The sequence below is a fragment of the Paraliobacillus sp. X-1268 genome, assembly GCF_003426095.1.
GTDB lineage: Bacteria > Bacillota > Bacilli > Bacillales > Amphibacillaceae > Paraliobacillus_A > Paraliobacillus_A zengyii.
The window spans coordinates 45840-64033 of the sequence record NZ_QJSK01000017.1; the positions used below are offsets into that span (position 1 = coordinate 45840).

Below are 18194 nucleotides of genomic sequence, written 5' to 3' on the forward strand. Positions count from 1 at the left end.
TAAAATTGAACACTTTACGTAAAAGAAAAACGCAAAAGAGTATTTACTCTTTTGCGTTTTCTTTTATTTAAAATATGAAAGCTTGTCCAGCTTTTACATCTTCTGTTAATACATAGATACCTTTTTCTTTAGGAGCATCCGGAAGACCAAGCTCTTTTTGAGAACAAATCATCCCAAAAGAATCAACACCTCTTAGATTAGCTGCCTTTATTTCCATACCACTCGGCATAATCGCTCCTACCTTTGCCACAACTACATATTGATCAGCTTCCACATTTGGTGCACCACAGACAATTTGAGTGGTTACATCACCGATGTCGACTTGACAGACATTTAATTTATCTGCATTTTCATGTGGTACTTTTTCTTTTACATAACCAACGACAAATTTAGGAGAAAGATCGATATCTAAGGAATCTGAGACATTATTTTTCGCAAAAACATCTTTGATATTATCTAGAAGATCTTCCGTTAAAGGAATTTGACCATTACCCAATGTAAAGTATGTCGATGCTCGAAAAATATTATAACCTAATACTTCTTTTGTTTTTGTATCTATTATACGTACAACATCACCAAATTTCTCAAATGATGTTTGATAGCGATCTCCTTGTTTAAAAGGAATTAATAAGCAATCGCCTATCCCTTTTTCATTGTAATAAACGTTCATATTTATTCATCCTTTTTTGTTTCATTTTCATTAGTAGGTTTATTTTTAGCTAAGATAAAAATAGGTTCTAAATGTTTATTTTCATATATAAATGATAACGATGTAATCGGAACACGTCCCTCAGCGAAATATTGCATCGTCATTTGTGCTAATATATCATAACCCATTTCATTTTGTACATCAACCAAAATTAATACATCTTGATGTGGAACTGCAACCGCTAGCTCTCCTACCGCATTTAGTCGCATTTCTTCCAAAAATGCTTCGTTTAAAATACGACTAGCATCATAGCCGTCTCTTGTTGCAATAAAGTAAAAATTATTACCTGCAACTTGGTCCACTTTGGTCTCCGTTGATAAAGAACGAACATTAAACATAGAAATTTCTTTTAATCGCTCCAATGTCCAACCTTCAGTGTCTAACATTTTTTGATCAATTAACTGGTAAGTATGTCCTAAATCAAGCGCATAGTAGATCCGTGTTTCTGCTGTATGATCTGAATATACCATTTTTACACCAGCTTTTGTTTTCTTAGAAAACGAGGTTGAACGAATAACTGGATATATTTGTTTTTCTTTTCCTTCTAATTCTTGTTTAACATGCATCATTTTTAATGATTCTTCCACATGATACACTAACTCATCAATTGCATTTTCACCACTTTGTTCATATTTCGCTATAACATTTGGAACTGTAATGGAAATTCCTTGATGTGTGTCTTGCCATTCCACTCGATATACATCTTTATCCCGGTTAAACGAAGTTCGCCATTCCGGATTATTAAATCTATCATCTAATAGTTTTTTCATTTTTATGCTGTTCATTGCCATTTGTTATTCCTCCTTCAAGGAGTCTTTAATCATAGATATCATTCATTGTATCAAATAGTATTTTAATCAGCTATAATTTTAAATCTTATCTAAGAATGATTCAATTTCTTCTTTTGTTTTTCGATCCTTGCTAACGAAACGGTCTACTTCCAATCCATCTTTGAATGCTAAGAAACTAGGTATTCCAAAAACATCATACTGTACACATAAATCAATAAATTTATCGCGATTCACATATATAAATGTAATACCTTGGTACTTATCTTCTAATTCAGGCAAAAGAGGATCAATAAAACGACAATCTGGACACCAGTCCGCTGAAAATAACAGAACTGTTTTACCTTTTTCTTCTGCAAGTATATTTGCTAGTTCTTTTTCTGATTCAAGTGCTCTCATTTCATATTCCCCCTACATAATTATAGTCATTTAATCAATTAATCATAATCAATTCGCATATCGCCTGGTTTAATTAAGCCTCTATTACGAAGAAACTCTGAAATAAGTAAGCTTAAAATTGCAGGGCCAATAATATGTACAGCTAATACCATCCAAAATACTTCCATTGAAAAGCCCATTGTATTAAAGGCCATAATCTGACCCACAAATCCTGCAGTACCCATTCCAGCACCTGAAGCATTATTTGTCATTTCAAACCAGACAGAGGCAAATGGTGCCATAATTGCTCCTGCTAGCGTTGGCGGTAACAAAATAATTGGTTTTTTAATAATATTAGCAACTTGCAGCATAGATGTCCCAATACCTTGTGCAATTAACCCACCAACTCCATTGTCACGATAACTTGAAACTGCAAAACCAACCATTTGGGCAGCACATCCTACGACAGCTGCTCCAGCTGCTAATCCATCTAATGAAAGCATAAGAGAAATAGCAACGCTAGAAATCGGTGCAGTTAACGCTAACCCCATAATTACAGCAACAATAATCCCCATAATAAAAGGTTGTTGTGCCGTAGACCAATTAATCACGCTTCCTATTCCTGTCATAAATGAATCTATTGGTGGACCAATAAATTTACCCATTAGATACCCTACCATAATTGTTAAAAGAGGTGTTAATAAAATGTCTACTTTTGTTTCTTTATAAATAAGTTTGCCAAATTCTACAGCAAATAATGCACTAATATAACTACCGACTGGGCCACCAAGTTCATATCCTAATGCACCGCTAAACACTGCCGAAAATAAGACTAAAGGTGGTGCTTTTAACCCGTAAGCTATTGCTACACCAATTGCTCCGCCCACTACCTTATTATCCATTGCAAATGTTCCAATTTCTTGTAACGATGAAGTTAATGCAATGGTACCTAATGAGTTTTCTAATTGTTGTCCTAAGGTATTAATAATCAAACCGATAATAAGAGAAGAGAATAGTCCTAATGCCATATAGCTAAGTGCTGTAATAAAGTAAGTACGAGCTGATAGTGTAACACCTTTCTTAGCCAAAAAGTCTTTCATAACTTATCACATCCTTTTATTTGTTATCTTACACAAACCTGGCAATAAACTCAAGATTAGCATATTTTGTAGTAGGCCATTATAACTAGTTGTAATGTCAATTAACTATAGCTATAATATTAATTATGTGAAAATTATAGAAATTTCTAGGGGGAGTCATATTGAAAACGATACGAGGTCGCATGCAAGCTATTATTCTCATATCTATTTTAAGCATTATAGTATTAAGCGGCTTAACACTTTACTTTTTTAATCAACAAAATCAAGCGACGAAAGAAAGCGAAGAACTTCAAAGTGCATTACTTGATAGTGAGCGAATAAACTATCAAGTTGCTTTAACTAGGGAAGCTGAAGAGCAATTTTATGCCGATCCATCCGAAGAACATGCTGAATTAATCAAGCAATCTATTACTACGATTCAATCAGAGGCTGTTCAACTTTCTAATTCGTATGCAGCTTATCCAGAAATAGCTAGTGATTATGCTGCAATTTCTGAAAATGCTACTACATATGTTAATCAGTTAGATTCAATGGTTGGTATGTATCGTACGATTGGTTTTTCCGAAGAAGACGGTTTAATAAAGACGATTACTGATTACTATGAACAATTCTATCAATTAGTTTCTGAAAAAGACAATCCGGAACTTATGCGTGCATTATTAGAAGTTAAAATTCTGGAACAGAACTATTTTAACCTAACAGAAAATGCTGAAGGTGAAATTGACAATAAAATTAATAATTTAAAGGATGTAATCAGTGCTGCTGATTTTTCAAATGAAGATAATGACACCTTCACTACTGGTTTATTACGATACCAACAATCCTTATCAACAGTTTCACGAACAAAAGCACAAGCCGAGGCAATTAAAGCTTCATTTGAAGATGTTACAAACGAAGTAACCAATCAAACACAAGCTGTCGGAAGTAATGTTGAAGTAATAAACGATGGGATAAAAATTGAACAGCAAAATTCTTATCGGAATATGTTTATCATATTTGGGATAACGGTTTTACTTACTTTAATTGCTATTATATTTAGCGGAAGATACTTATTAAAAATAATTACTAATTCAATACAAACAATTAAAAATGGTGCTGAACAAATTGGTAATGGAGATTTAGCTCACCGCATTCCCATTACCACTAAAGATGAATTAGCAGATTTAGCTATTACCTTTAACAATATGACTGACAAAATGGAACAATCCATGGTAAAAGTACAACATGCTTCACTTGTTTTAAATGATTCTTCTGCAAATTTAGCAGCAAGCTCAGAAGAATCTGCTGCACAAACCGAACAAGTCAATACCGCAATTAACCATGTTGCATCGGGAGCACAAAAACAAGCGGATCAAATAGAAGAGAGCATGGTATTAATTAAAAATGTTTCGCATGCATTGGCAAATACAAATACTGCATCTGAGGGAATTGCAAAAGCATTAGAGGATGCGAAATTAGAATCTAACCTAGGTTTACAAACAGTAGATACACTAGAACAAACTTCTACTTCCTTTTTGCAATTAGCAGGACACTTAACAGAACAAGTACAGTACACAGCTGAACAAACAAAACAGATTACGTCTATTGTTTCAGCCATAGAGGATATTGCAGATAGTACAAATTTATTAGCTTTAAATGCTGCCATAGAATCTGCACGTGCAGGTGAAAGTGGTAAAGGGTTCTCTGTTGTTGCACAAGAAGTTCGAAAGCTTGCTGAACGCTCGAAAAAAGAAGCACAAGAAATTAACCAGATGATACATCAAATTAATGGGCAAATGGTAAGTCTATCTGAGGATGCTGCCAAATTTGACACTTACCAAGAAACACAGGGTAATGCAGTGAATCAAACAAAACAAGCATTCAATAAAATTACTAATCAAATATATGACATTACTAATACTTTAGATGATGTTCAAGTATCATTAGGTGACGTTGATAAGTTAAATACAAACTTAGATGAGAAGTTACAAGAAATAAGTGTTATATCTGAGGAATCTGTTTCAAGTGCGGAAGAAGTTGCCGCCTCAAGTGATTCTCAAGCACAGGCGATTGATGATGTAAATCACTCAGCCTTAGATTTACAAGAGTTATCTCAATTGCTTGCCGCAGAAGTCGAACAATTTTCGATTCGAGCAAATCCAAATGAAGAAAATGAGACTATACAAATACCAGACGTGGAAACAGAAACAGAGGCAGAACCTGTACAAGAAGATTACAATCAAGATATGCCTGATGATGATGAATTTAACGGTGACCATAGAGTTACAACTGCTTTTGATGAAGAATTAGAAGACAGAATAGAGGAAGAAGATCCAAATCAGCCTGAAGATGAACTACTTGAAGAACCTTCCGAGGAATCAATTAATTATCAAGACAATGATCAGGCTGATAAGAATTAACCATTTATATCGCTCTGTCACAAAATTTATAGTAATGCATATTTGAGAGAAACTGCGATGTAACATACCGCTTAGGAAATATACTCCGCTTTCCGTGGGCACGGCTTTAGCTAACTCGGATAAGCAAAGACCGCTTTCCGAGTGGATCTTCAGCCCGTGCTGTTCCCACAGGAGTCTACGTATATTTCCAAAGCTAGTTCAGATTCTACATGATGATTGCGTATGGAATAATGACACTATAGTGGGAACAACAGCACATGTTTTCGATGGGATGAGTAATTGAATTGCAGTACCACAAGCCGAAGATCTAATCGGTAAAGTTTTTTTCATTACCAATGGAAATTAAGGATGTGCCACAGAAAGGGAACCCACTTGCTTCATTCCCTAGATAACCTAATTCTTCATAGTGAATATTGTTGTTTATTTCTCCTTACTAGCGGATCAAGTGAAATTGGCGACACTCCTGCAGGAACAGCGCGATCTGAAGATCCACTTCGTAAAGTGCTTTTTCTTTAAGAAGTTAGCTGAAGACGTGCCTGCGGAAAGTGTAGTGGATATTCAGAGCGTAATAATTTTATAAGTTATGTCGCAGTTGATGATAATTCTAACGCGAGGAAGGGTACGTAATAGTTTATTGGTATTTTAAAACAACCTTACAAAAAATAGCTTTTATTAAAAACCACAGGATGTTCTTCATGTTGAAGAATATCCTGTGGTTTTTACTCTTGATTAGTATAGGCTATCGATGTTGCCATTTGCATCATTTCAATTGTATCATCTTCAAGTTGACGAATTGATGTCTGCGTCGTTACTTTAACTCCACCTACACCAACTTGTAGCTCATATTGATCTTCTCTCTCTGACACTCGTACAAAAGCAAAACGTTCTTCATCCTCAAAAGACTGTAACAATGCATTATTTCCATTTGCTTCTGCAGCTTGATAATTCAATTCACTTGTCGTATCTTCTAACGCATTATAAAAAAGAATAAACGTTTGATCATCAGATTCTAAAAGGAGATTACTTTGAGATTCTTCAATAATCTCATAATCACTAGGAAGATATAAAGAAAAATTATCTAACGTATTATTTGGTTCTATTATGTTATCCTCAAAAACTGTCCTTGCTGCTGATTCAGTTAATTCAAGCGCTTCATCTTCTGTAGGAGCGCAAGCACTAAGAAAAAGTAGACTAATTAATGGCAACGACATTGATAGTCCCATGATCTTTCTCATTTCGTATCTTCCTCCTGCTTATTATAGTTCTAATACCTATTCTAATAATATACTATGAATTCGAGATTTTACAAGAATGGATTTAAATTTCACAAATTCGTCAATATTTTTAGTTAGTCATATGAAGTTTATTCACCTTTATTTTTTAAATATAAACTGTATTGTCCATTTAAAAGCTCTAATACGTGAATAAACATATCTTTTCTACTTACTAAATCATTTGTAAGAATTCCAATAGCACCTTGCTTTTTTCTAACGTTTTTCTTTTGCGCATAAAAATCCATTACATCTCCAAGTTCTTTACCTTCTTTTAATGCACTTATTATTTCTTCTGGTAATGGTATTCTAGCACCACTTGCAATAAATTCAGCACCATTACGATCTACTAATGCTCCCCAATTGCAAAGATACATATTGTTTTCAATCTCCATTACGCCACCTTCTAAACCAATACCTATTATTGCTTCATCTACTTTAACAGCTTGTCTCGCTCGATTTAATGCACCAGTTAGAGTCTCCTGATCTGATAAGGGCTGATTAGAAACGTGTGAGGGAATATCTTTAGCATGAACTAGTTGATTTATAAAGACTTCCTTTACTGCATTAACTTTTGTTGGATTTTTAGAGGCTATTACGATTGTCATTTTGGCATTTCTCCTTTTATTCATCAAATATAATAGAAAAGGTGAGGGGCCAGAAGCAACCCTCACCTTTTGTTAACTATTATTACGAATTTGTTCAACAGTGTTATTATCTGTATTTTTTACTAATTCAACGATCAATGCCTTCGCTGCTGCATAATCATCAACATGTATAATTGACGCATGCGTATGGATGTAACGAGAGGCTATCCCAACAACAGCAGATGGAACTCCTTCATTGGATAGATGAACACGTCCTGCATCTGTTCCTCCTTGAGAAATAAAATACTGATATGGTATTTTATTTGACTCTGCTGTATCTAGCACGAACTCTCGCATACCACGATGTGTGATCATAGAACGGTCAAAAATGCGAAGCAATGCTCCTTTTCCTAGCTGTCCAAACTCTTTATCGTCACCAGACATATCATTTGCTGGCGAGGCATCTAATGCATAAAAAATGTCAGGTTTAATCATGTTAGCTGCAACTTGTGCACCTCTCAATCCAACTTCTTCTTGAACAGTTGCTCCAGAGTATAACTGATTCGGGATTTCAATCCCTTGTAATTCCTTCAATAATTCAATGGCTAATCCACAGCCATATCGATTATCCCAAGCTTTCGCTAAAATTTTCTTTTCATTTGCCATTGGTGTAAACGGCGTAATAGGCACTACTTGTTGACCAGGTTTAATTCCAATCTTTTTCGCATCTTCTTCATCATCTGCACCAATGTCAATTAACATATTTTTTTGATCCATTGGTTTTTTTCGCTGTTCTGGTGTTAAATTATGTGGTGGAATAGAACCTATCACACCTGTAATTGGTCCTCTATCAGTCATAATCTGTACCCGCTGTGCTAATAATACCTGTGACCACCAACCACCTAAAGGCTGAAAACGCAACATACCGTTTTTGGTGATTTGGGTAATCATGAAACCTACTTCATCCATATGGCCTGCAACCATAACTTTCGGTCCCTTACCTTTTTTCACACCAAATACACCACCAAGATTATCTTGGATAAGCTCATCGGCATATTTGTCTAACTCGTCACGCATAAACTTGCGTACAAATTGTTCATTTCCAGCTGCACCTTGTAATTCTGTCAATGTACGAAATAATTGTTTTGTCTCTTTATTCATATGTATGACCTCCCAGATATTCATTAAACTACCTATATTGTATCTAATTTATTTAGCCATTACCACTTTTTCGTAAAGTCATGGTTTTCTAAATAGAACTAAATCAGTTATACTAGTATTAAATTTAACACACGAGGTGAAATAAGATGAATTGGAAACCAGTAGCATATGCAGCAGGAATAGGAGCACTAGTAGGTTTTATGGTTAAAGATCAACTAGACAAGCAACCAATAAAACCTGAGAACGCGTTAAAGCGGGCTAAAGAGGCTTTTAAACAACACGGGCCTGTTAGTGGATCGTGGATCTATATGAAACCTGAATCCTTTAACAAGAATGATTTAAACTATACTGTGTACCGTGGTGGTATTACACGAACAATAGATAGTACGAACAAGCAATTTGAGTTTTACGTAGATGCGAAGACAGGTTCAATCATTGAAGTTACACAAACAACATAATACTTACTATAAATAAAAAACAGAGACAATGGATTTAGCCATTGTCTCTGTTTTTTATTAAAATTGGGCACGACATCGATAGATAGGTTGTCCTTTTGAAGAAAACTTCTCTTCGTATTCTGTCATAACATTGGTTTGGTCCTTTACTTCATGTAAATCTAATAAAACTTCTTCTATTTTCATCCCAAACTGAGAGAAACTTTCAACTGAGTAATCAAACAATTGTCTATTATCCGTTTTTAAAACAATCTCGCCACCCGTTTTCAATACTTGCTTATATTGTTCTAAAAATGACTCATGTGTTAAGCGACGCTTAGCATGACGTGCTTTAGGCCATGGATCTGAAAAATTTAAATAGATCTTATCTATTTCATTATCTCCAAACATTGTCCTTAAGTCTTTCGCATCTTCATTAATAAAGCAGACGTTTTCAGGGTTAGTTTCCACCGCTTTTTGCACTGCACTTACTAAAATACTTTCAACTACTTCTATCCCGATAAAATTCGTATTTGAAAATTGTTTTGCCATACCCATTAAAAATTGACCTTTTCCAGTACCAATTTCTAAATGTAAAGGATGGTTATTTTGGAATACAGTTTCCCATTTATTTTTCCATTCACTCGGATTTAAATTGACAAATTTCTCGTTTTCTTTTAAAAAGTCTAGTGCCCACGGTTTATATCTTGCACGCATGCTGTGTTTCTCCTTTTAAATAATTATTTCGTATTTATTAGTATATTTCACATGTCTATGTGAAAAATACACGTAAAGGTGGTGGATAATTAATGGCATTAAATACCTACGATCAATTGAATGTTTTAGTTGATTTGCTTAGTGAACAGGCAGAAGATGCAACAGGTAGTATAGCTGAATGCCAACAAATAAAAAGACTTGTCCAATCTCTAATGGCAAATCAAGCAGTAGATGACCAACGTTTGACTCAGCTGTTACCTGAAATATATAATTACGGACACCAAGGAGAAATCGCCCAAAATCTTGAACAACATATAACGACAAATCAAACAAATATTAAAAATTGGCTTCAAAATATCCCTACTTCTTATAGCTAAGCGCTCTATCTAATAGTCGCTTCAACTCTTGTAGTCGTTGAGCGGCTTCTTTTTGATGCTGATTATAACTAGAAATTACTTCAAGCATCATATACCAATGCATACGTGTAATAAGCTCCTCATTATTTTCAACACCATAGTTTTCTAACCAACTATCCCAATCTGATTCAGGAATATACCAATGTAGAAGCATACCTAAATCAATCGCAGCATCTCCAATTTCTGCATTATCCCAATCAATTAAATATAACTGGCCAAGATCAGATAATAACCAATTATTATGATTTAGATCACAATGACAAACCATTTGCTTTACACCGTACATATGATCAAGTTTATCCTCTAAATACTTAAATGCTTGGTGTATAACAACAGGTATAATTGTCTCTTGTTGATTTGTAAATTGGCTCTTTGTATCCTGTAAAAGCTGTTTAGGATCTATCGGTTTTTTCCCCATTCTGGTTAACATATCTAATAATTCAGTAGAATAATGAATTGTACTCAATAAGTTTGCTACTGTTGGATGTTGCATTTCCTCTGGATTTAATTCTTTACCTTCCAACCAATCCTGAGCAGTAATAACATCACCATTTTCCAAACGTTTTGTCCATACCAATTTAGGTACGATTCCTTGAGCCGATAAAACAGCTAGAAAAGGAGATGAATTACGCTTTAAAAAAAGACGTTTATTCTTATTTTGCGCATAATAGGCTTCACCAGATGATCCACCAGCCGATGCGATTATCCATTCTTCACCAAGAATATCTTGCACGTCTTTCACCTTCCATTCCATCAAACTTTCACTTTTTCTTTGCACGTTCAAAAAAAGACGGTAAACATAGATTAACGCATAAAGGGGTAAAATATCAAGCAAAAAATTTTGGAATGATTAAGTTGAAAAATCATCAGACTCTTTAATATCCCACTCAGGTCTTCTAACCGCAGCTGTATCGCAATATTGTAAGATTGCTTCAGCTACTTTCAATTGGTTGTGTTTTAATGGTGAAACAAAATTTCTTCTTTCACTCAACCACTCCTCATGTTGTTCTTTCCCTATATAATTTGTTAAGTATGGTTCCGTAAAAAAATCAATATTATTTGTTCTGGATAAGACTATTTTTTTTATCGGAAAGCTCACATCACTTGCAGATAAAATACTTCTCACAATCTTCTCCGTTCGCTTTAAAGAAAGCATTGGACTTAAAAAACGACTTTGAATATTATTTTCTTCGGTATACCACGTTCGGTCATCTCCGGCAACTATACGTTCTGTTGTACCTTTTTCCACTAAATGTATAATATCAATTCCTACTGGCGTTATTAATATAATATCTCCATCTAATGTTGCATTTTTTAGTTGAAATACTGGGTGATATAATAATAAAAATGTATCAGGAAATCGTTGTAAAAAATATTTTAAGATTAAATCATCATGATAAGCACGATCTAAAAAAGACATCTGATTAATAGTTGTAGAAGCCCATTTTAATTGAAATGGTAATAAAGTATCTAAATAATATTGTTTCAAATCTGTTTTGGATTTCGGTAAAATATCCTCTTGTTCATCACTTAGTAAATCATCATCGAATTGCTCTCTTCTTTGAAAAAAACTCTTCCATTTCGAAAAGTTAGTGTTATCATCTAGTTCTTCTATTTCATTATCAGAAGTTGGTTGTTCTAATTGATATTCCCATGTTTGAACAAGCTTACGCCAATTTTCTTGTTTTAACCGGATAAACTGTCCTGGATAATGAAAGGTATCTCTTTGATATCTTGATATGTAATTTTCTAATTTAATTAATTGTGCCACTACTTCACCCCATCACAGCTTAAATTCGCTCACAATTTGATATCTTGGTATAAGATCTAGATTAATTTTATATAAAACAAAATGATCAACTTTGACTGTTTTTTGTTCAGACATCACTGTTTGCAATTCTTCAAGTTGTTTTTCTTCAATTGTACCAGTACGCCATTTTTTAGCTATAGTAATATGTGGAAAATAAGCTCGACTCTCCTGTTTGAAACCATTTTGTTTTGCGATGGTAGAAACTTGTTTCTGTAACATTAGTAAAGATGGTGATTTCTTAACATCAATCCATAATACTCGAGGTTTACTATTCAAACCAAACCAACCTAAATCTCCAATTATTAATTCAAAATTAGATAGACTTACCTTTTCCATGGATTTAATTAATTCGTCTTTAGCTTTTTCATTTATAGGGCCTAGAAATGATAATGTAATATGAAAATCTTCAACTGCTGTCCAATTATGATAAGCAATATTTTTTTGGCCTTGAAGTTCTTTTTGTTGCTTATACAGCCATTTCTTTATTTCATATGGCAAAGGAACAGCAAAAAAATAATGTGCGTTAGTTGTCATATATGATTCAAACTCCTTTTAACGAATAATCTTCGCTATTGTTGCTCGATCACAAATAACATACAATTCAGCTTCAGCTGGAATATCGTGATCTAGCATCCGGTTAACACCCAAGTTATCACGATCTGCAATCAATGTAGCCCCTTGTTTTAATAATGCATCAAATGCATCCCGGTATATTTTCCATTCAGGTAACAATGGTACAAAATATAAATCATCTCCATATTTTCTTCTTAGTAACTGTCCATATACATTCGAAATTCCATTACGAAATGCTGAACGTACAAATAATGATGAAATAGTTTCGTTCGATATAATAAACTCATCAACTTTCATAAATTCAAAACTTTTAATATGTTCTTCTTCCATTACTTCAACAATCGTATGGACATCAGGTGCAAATGATTCTATTGCTGAGGCAATTAATAGTGTTTTACCATCTGCTAATTGGTCATTATTTATCGTATCATCAGCAAATATTAACACAGCTTTTGCTTTTGATATATTCGCTTTCATTAAAGTTTCACTTTCAGATGCTTGGCCCCTAATATAATGAATATTTTCTGCTAAGATTGGTGCTTTATCTAAATCATCTATGATAACAATTTCGATCTTCTCGGCTGTATCTAACATTTCTTTAATAGCAAATTTTGCTTTTTGTGACCATCCAATAATAATATAGTGATTGCTATCATTGTACACAATATCACCCTCTTCTTTTTTTCTACGGAAAATAGCTAAACCATCAACAACTTTTCCTATCGCAACTCCAATGATACCTATTCCAAATATGTAAAGAAATAAAGCAACCGATCGTCCTCCAAGTGTTACAGGAAAGTAGTCACCATAACCGACTGTTGTTACTGTTGTCATTACCCACCAAAATCCATCGATAAAAGTTGGAAAAGTTTCTTTCTCAACTAGGACAATTAATATTGAAGCGAATAGGACTAAGCCCACACTAGCTATTAATAGTGTAACATTACTAATATGAATCATTTTTCGCATGATTTTCTTTATGATAAACACCTATTCATCCCCTCTCTTTAAAAAATTGTTCGTCCTGTTTTCTAAATTGTTTGTAAATTCATTTTGAAATACTAGCATTTTTAAATCAAAAGGTGTAAAATACAACTATAATATATTCAAGGTTCAGGTTCACCACAAGTCTAATGATATCATTAAGGAGTGGTTTTTTGAATCATTCAACAACCCGAATGCTGACACGAGTAAAGGCTGTCTACCTATTTATTAGAGATAACGGACCTGTTACGACTACAGAGATTGCCGAAGAATTCGGTATCACTGATCGTACAGTTCAACGAGACCTCAATGTATTGGAGTATAATGGCCTTGTGACAAGTCCTAACCGGGGGAGATGGAAAGTAACGAAAAAGAAAGTCAAGATTTCGTAAAACTTTATCATTATATTGAAAATGCTGACTATATTATATGTCAGCTTATTTTTTTGTTTAGAATAATTCTACTTTTTTACTGTTAACGACTGCAAATATTCCAACTCTTCTACTGACAATTCCCGATATTCCCCTTTATCTAAATCGTTATCTAATTGCCAATCTCCCATTGAAATTCGTTTTAAATATGTAACATATTTATCAACTGCTTCAAACATTCGTTTTATTTGATGAAACTTCCCTTCTGTAATCGTAACATGTATTTCAGATTCTGTATCACTTTTTAAAATTGTTAAGATAGCAGGCTTCGTTAAATATCCATCATCCAACGTTACTCCCTCAGCAAATGCTTCAACATCGTCTTCCGTTACTTTCCCTTCAATAATGGCATAATAAGTCTTACCTACCTCTTTCTTAGGCGATAACAACTGATGCGCAAGTTTTCCATCATTTGTTATCAGTAATAATCCTTCTGTATCTTTATCTAACCTTCCTACAGGAAATGGCTCAAGAACTAAATCATCGGCTTCTAATAAATCGATAACAGTTGATTCACGACTATCCTCTGTTGCTGTAATAACACCAGCTGGTTTATGAAGCATAAAATAGACAAAAGGTTTATAAATAACTTGTTCACCAAATACAGTGATAGTATCTTTTTCAGGATCTACTTGTTTCTTGCCATCTTTTATTACGATATCGTTCTGATTTACGCTACCTTTTTTTAATATCTGTTTTACTTCTTTTCGACTACCATATCCCATATTTGCTAATAATTTATCAATTCGCATAACTAACTCCTTTATGAATGTTTTCTTCTCTTAAATTTATCGATAACTCGTATTCTCCCACCTAAAACACGTTCTAATAATGTTGATTGATAGCTAAGCCATAAATAAACAAATCCCCCAGCTGTTACCGTAACAAATAATATAAAAACATTTTCTAGTCTTCCATCTTGATAAGTAATCCAAAAACTAAGAATCCATTTACTAATTAAAACAATAATAGCCATAACTACCGTAAAAATAGATATGAGCATGCTACGCTTAATAAGTTGACGAAGTGGAAATTGAATCGAACCTTTTATACGCCACATATTTAAGATAACTGTTCCAAGCGATGCAACCAACGTTGCAATTACAGCACCTTTTGCACCCATAAGATGTAGGAAGGGAATAGTTAGTAATACTTTCAGAATAATACCTGCCGTCAAACTAATAACTGCATAATTCTGTTGATTAATACCTTGTAAAATAGAGGCGGTGACCGTAAAAAGAGCAAAAAACAAGGCCACAGGAGCATACCAGCTTAATAGTGATCCATTTAATTCAATAAATTTACTTACACCATAGAAAGCTCCCCATATCTCATTACCCAAGAAAGACATACCGACTACAGCTGGCAAAATCAATAACATTATAATTTGCAATGATTGATTAATTTGTTTAAACACTTCACCTTTCTTATTATCTACAAATGATTTTGTTAATACGGGTAATGTTGCTAAAGATAAACCAGTAGCCAATGTTATTGGTATCATAACGATTTTATGCCCGTACAATGTTATTGTAGCAATAGCATTACTTCGTACTAATTCATCAAAATCAAGCGATGAAAGCGTTCGGTCTATCATTATTAAATCAATTTGTTGATATAGAGGAATTGCAAGCCCAACTAATACAAATGGTCCTGCATAACGAAATAATTCTTTAAATAGATCTTTTGTAGAAATATCATATGTTTTTACTTGCTGGCTCATTTCCTTATCTAAGTAAGGTTTTCTTCTCTTCCAATACCAGAATAAAACAAGCGCAGATGCGATTGCACCAATGAAGGCAGAAAATGTTGCAAAGCCTACAGCTGTAGCAGTAGTTCCACCTATTACTTCTATAATGATAAATACAGCTCCTAATAAAAAAACAATTCGTACAATTTGCTCTATAACTTGAGAAATAGCAGTTGGGCCCATTGATTGATGCCCTTGAAAAAAGCCCCTAGTGATACTCATCGCAGGTATTATTATTAAAGCAAAACTTATCATCTTGATAACAGATGTAGCATCTGCTACTGTTACTTCTGAGTCCTTAGAAAGTGATATTTTTGCTAATATTTCCGCACCAAAAAACATCACTAAGAATGCGATTATACCCATTACTGCCATAAAGCGTAAACCGAGCTTATACATCCTTCGACTTGTTTGGTAATCGCCTAATGAATTGTACTTAGAAACAAATTTTGAAACTGCCAATGGTATTCCCACTGTAGATAAGCTAATAAATATACTATATGGTACATATGCAAGACTATATAGTTGACCACCAGCAGGTCCTACCAAGCTTTCAAACGGAATTGTATAGATCATTCCAATAAGTTTTGAAAAGAATGTGGCAGCTGTTAATAATATTGTTCCACGTAATATAGTTGACTTTGACATGACTTCACCTTAATTTCTTATATAATCGAATGTTACTATTTTATCATAGATACAAAAATCTGATAGTATTTGACACTAAATTTTAATTTCGAATAATAATGGAGGTTCACAAATGTCACTATATCAGCTAATATGAAGTATGTTCTTACATAAATTAAAACTTCTTATCAGTGGTGGTTTCACACAGCTTCGTTTTGTTTTACTTACTATTTGAAATAGGAGTCATACGTAGCGGTTCACCGGGGTAAGTTAGTTAAAATAGATAGAAATACACACCTAGAACGAGTTATTCGGAGAAAGGATGAATGATATGACATACCATGTTACTGTAATTGGAGGGGGGCCTTCTGGCTTAATGGCAGCTATTGCTGCAGCAGAAAATGGTGCTACAACCCTATTAATTGATAAAGGTAGCAAATTAGGTAAAAAACTTGCAATATCTGGTGGAGGACGCTGCAATGTAACAAACAGATTACCTCAAGACGAATTAATTAAACATATTCCAGGTAATGGACGTTTTTTATATAGTGCTTTTTCAGTTTTTAATAACTATGATATTATTGATTATTTTGAGAACCTTGATGTGCCTTTAAAAGAGGAAGATCATGGTCGTATGTTTCCTGTGAGCAATTCTGCTAAGGATGTCGTAAATTCTTTGTTAAAACAATTAGATGACTTGAAAGTTACGGTAAAGAAAAATACTCCTGTCTTTTCTGTTGAATATGGTGATGAAGCACATACAATCACACTAGAAACTGGAGAAAAGATACAATCTAAAAGCGTCGTAATTGCTGTAGGAGGAAAAGCAGTGCCATATACAGGTTCAACTGGGGATGGTTACAAATGGGCTGAAGAGGCTGGACATACCATCACAGATCTATATCCAACCGAAGTTCCACTACTTTCGAATGAAACTTTCATAAAAGAAAAACTCCTTCAAGGATTAGCATTACGCGATATTAATTTATCAGTCTTAAACCCAAAAGGTAAAAAGATTATTACACATCGTATGGACATGCTCTTCACACATTTTGGTGTCTCAGGTCCCGCTGTTTTGCGTTGTTCACAATATGTTGTGAAAGAATTAAAAAAAGGAGCGACAAACGTAATAATGGAAATTGATGCTTTACCTGATCAGAAGGAAGAAAAAATAATAGATCAAATATCCTCTGATTTAAATGATAACTCAAAAAAATCTGTCCGGAATATTTTAAAAGGGATTGTACCAGAGAGATACTTGGATTATTTACTTTCTAAAAATGATATTGAATCTGATATAAAAGGGGCCAATATTTCCCGGGAAAAGATAATTTCATTTGTACACGATCTAAAATATTTTCAAATCCAAATATATGATAGCCAACCAATTGAAAAAGCATTTGTAACTGGTGGTGGTGTTTCTATTAAAGAAATAGTACCAAATACGATGCAGTCCAAAATTATGCATGGGTTATATTTTTGTGGTGAAATCTTGGACATTCATGGTTACACGGGTGGTTATAATATCACTTCTGCTCTTGTGACAGGTAGAGTTGCTGGTATGCATGCAGCATGGGAATCTATCTAATTATAAACAATAGCTTTCGAATCATATATAATGCAACTTCTTGACCTTTGGTTATTTTTTAGTTAACGAAAGTATAGGAGCTTGCATTTTTTTGATGTTTTTTTACATTCTCAATACATTTATTTCAAAACAAAAAAACACCCATTACAATAAAGTAATAGATGTTTTATATCTGGCTTAGCGACGTCCTACTCTCGCAGGGGCAAAGCCCCAACTACCATGAGCGCTGAAGAGCTTAACTGCTGTGTTCGGCATGGGAACAGGTGTGACCTCTTCGCTATTGTCACTAAACCATTTTGAAGATAGTGTACCTTCAAAACTAGATAAGAATTACAACAAAACAACATATATCAATCCAGCTCCAGCGTCCAGCAACTGGGTGGCTTCATCAATTTCCCTACGATAAGTCATCATCGATTCACTTACGTTCATCGTGATTCCTTTATCTCAGTCAATTCATTCCATCCACTG

19 protein-coding genes and 1 rRNA gene are annotated in these 18194 nt (G+C 34.0%); 5 read left to right on the forward strand and 15 right to left on the reverse strand.

The window, feature by feature from the left end; all coding sequences use genetic code 11:
* Positions 1-67: 67 nt before the first annotated feature.
* From ytpR to D2K62_RS14935, 4 genes are all read right to left on the reverse strand, one after another.
* Positions 68-670, reverse strand: coding sequence for a YtpR family tRNA-binding protein (gene ytpR, locus D2K62_RS14920; protein WP_112181667.1), 603 nt, complete (start codon positions 668-670; stop codon positions 68-70).
* Between the two features lie 2 nt (positions 671-672).
* Entirely contained in the window at positions 673-1500 is an 828-nt protein-coding gene (locus D2K62_RS14925; RefSeq protein WP_117161667.1) for a DUF1444 domain-containing protein, read from the reverse strand.
* A 78-nt stretch (positions 1501-1578) separates the two neighbouring features.
* Positions 1579-1896: a thioredoxin family protein gene (locus D2K62_RS14930; RefSeq protein ID WP_117149563.1), complete on the reverse strand. Its 318-nt coding sequence runs from the start codon at positions 1894-1896 to the stop codon at positions 1579-1581.
* A 38-nt stretch (positions 1897-1934) separates the two neighbouring features.
* A complete protein-coding gene (locus tag D2K62_RS14935; protein WP_112181670.1) occupies positions 1935-2975 on the reverse strand; it encodes a PTS sugar transporter subunit IIC in 1041 nt (346 codons plus the stop codon).
* Positions 2976-3136: 161 nt separating this feature from the next.
* On the opposite strand from D2K62_RS14935, the gene D2K62_RS14940 reads away from it, so the two are divergent.
* Positions 3137-5374: a methyl-accepting chemotaxis protein gene (locus D2K62_RS14940; RefSeq protein WP_117161668.1), complete on the forward strand. Its 2238-nt coding sequence runs from the start codon at positions 3137-3139 to the stop codon at positions 5372-5374.
* A 719-nt stretch (positions 5375-6093) separates the two neighbouring features.
* Here the strand turns inward: D2K62_RS14940 and D2K62_RS14945 are convergent.
* The 3 genes from D2K62_RS14945 to D2K62_RS14955 all read right to left on the reverse strand — a co-directional run bounded on the left by D2K62_RS14945 (position 6094) and on the right by D2K62_RS14955 (position 8393).
* A complete protein-coding gene (locus D2K62_RS14945; RefSeq protein WP_112181672.1) occupies positions 6094-6609 on the reverse strand; it encodes a hypothetical protein in 516 nt (171 codons plus the stop codon).
* Positions 6610-6737: 128 nt separating this feature from the next.
* Positions 6738-7253 carry a DUF84 family protein gene (locus D2K62_RS14950; RefSeq protein ID WP_117161669.1) on the reverse strand — a complete coding sequence of 172 codons (516 nt, stop codon included), beginning with the start codon at positions 7251-7253 and terminating at the stop codon, positions 6738-6740.
* Between the two features lie 72 nt (positions 7254-7325).
* Complete coding sequence (locus tag D2K62_RS14955) at positions 7326-8393, reverse strand: M42 family metallopeptidase (protein WP_112181674.1); 1068 nt, start codon at positions 8391-8393, stop codon at positions 7326-7328.
* Positions 8394-8539: 146 nt separating this feature from the next.
* On the opposite strand from D2K62_RS14955, the gene D2K62_RS14960 reads away from it, so the two are divergent.
* Positions 8540-8851, forward strand: coding sequence for a PepSY domain-containing protein (locus D2K62_RS14960; RefSeq protein ID WP_112181675.1), 312 nt, complete (start codon positions 8540-8542; stop codon positions 8849-8851).
* Between the two features lie 57 nt (positions 8852-8908).
* On the opposite strand, the gene trmB is transcribed toward D2K62_RS14960, so the two are convergent.
* The gene (trmB, locus tag D2K62_RS14965) at positions 8909-9544 is read right to left on the reverse strand and encodes a tRNA (guanosine(46)-N7)-methyltransferase TrmB (protein WP_117161670.1); all 636 of its coding nucleotides are present in this window, start codon (positions 9542-9544) and stop codon (positions 8909-8911) included.
* 92 nt (positions 9545-9636) lie between these two features.
* Between trmB and D2K62_RS14970 the strand changes: the two genes are divergently transcribed.
* Positions 9637-9921 carry a YtzH-like family protein gene (locus D2K62_RS14970; RefSeq protein WP_112181677.1) on the forward strand — a complete coding sequence of 95 codons (285 nt, stop codon included), beginning with the start codon at positions 9637-9639 and terminating at the stop codon, positions 9919-9921.
* Here the strand turns inward: D2K62_RS14970 and D2K62_RS14975 are convergent.
* From D2K62_RS14975 to D2K62_RS14990, 4 genes are all read right to left on the reverse strand, one after another.
* Positions 9905-10714, reverse strand: a complete 810-nt coding sequence (locus D2K62_RS14975; protein ID WP_232828026.1) for a phosphotransferase family protein — start codon at positions 10712-10714, stop codon at positions 9905-9907. The genes D2K62_RS14970 and D2K62_RS14975 overlap by 17 nt on opposite strands.
* A 96-nt stretch (positions 10715-10810) precedes the next feature.
* Complete coding sequence (locus tag D2K62_RS14980) at positions 10811-11731, reverse strand: nuclease-related domain-containing protein (RefSeq protein ID WP_117161672.1); 921 nt, start codon at positions 11729-11731, stop codon at positions 10811-10813.
* A gap of 12 nt (positions 11732-11743) precedes the next feature.
* Positions 11744-12304 (reverse strand): RNA 2',3'-cyclic phosphodiesterase, encoded by a 561-nt coding sequence (gene thpR / locus D2K62_RS14985; RefSeq protein ID WP_112181679.1) that lies wholly within the window; start codon positions 12302-12304, stop codon positions 11744-11746.
* Between the two features lie 18 nt (positions 12305-12322).
* Positions 12323-13333, reverse strand: a complete 1011-nt coding sequence (locus D2K62_RS14990) for an ion channel (RefSeq protein ID WP_112181680.1) — start codon at positions 13331-13333, stop codon at positions 12323-12325.
* Positions 13334-13500: 167 nt separating this feature from the next.
* On the opposite strand from D2K62_RS14990, the gene D2K62_RS14995 reads away from it, so the two are divergent.
* Complete coding sequence (locus tag D2K62_RS14995; protein WP_112181681.1) at positions 13501-13719, forward strand: HTH domain-containing protein; 219 nt, start codon at positions 13501-13503, stop codon at positions 13717-13719.
* A gap of 68 nt (positions 13720-13787) precedes the next feature.
* Here D2K62_RS14995 and D2K62_RS15000 read toward each other — a convergent pair whose 3' ends face one another.
* Both D2K62_RS15000 and D2K62_RS15005 read right to left on the reverse strand, forming a co-directional pair.
* Complete coding sequence (locus D2K62_RS15000; protein WP_112181682.1) at positions 13788-14510, reverse strand: pseudouridine synthase; 723 nt, start codon at positions 14508-14510, stop codon at positions 13788-13790.
* An 11-nt stretch (positions 14511-14521) separates the two neighbouring features.
* Complete coding sequence (locus D2K62_RS15005; protein ID WP_112181683.1) at positions 14522-16156, reverse strand: putative polysaccharide biosynthesis protein; 1635 nt, start codon at positions 16154-16156, stop codon at positions 14522-14524.
* 310 nt (positions 16157-16466) lie between these two features.
* Between D2K62_RS15005 and D2K62_RS15010 the strand changes: the two genes are divergently transcribed.
* Entirely contained in the window at positions 16467-17723 is a 1257-nt protein-coding gene (locus D2K62_RS15010) for a BaiN/RdsA family NAD(P)/FAD-dependent oxidoreductase (RefSeq protein ID WP_112181684.1), read from the forward strand.
* A gap of 175 nt (positions 17724-17898) precedes the next feature.
* Here the strand turns inward: D2K62_RS15010 and rrf are convergent.
* A 5S ribosomal RNA gene (gene rrf / locus D2K62_RS15015) occupies positions 17899-18014 on the reverse strand.
* Between the last annotated feature and the right edge of the window lie 180 nt (positions 18015-18194).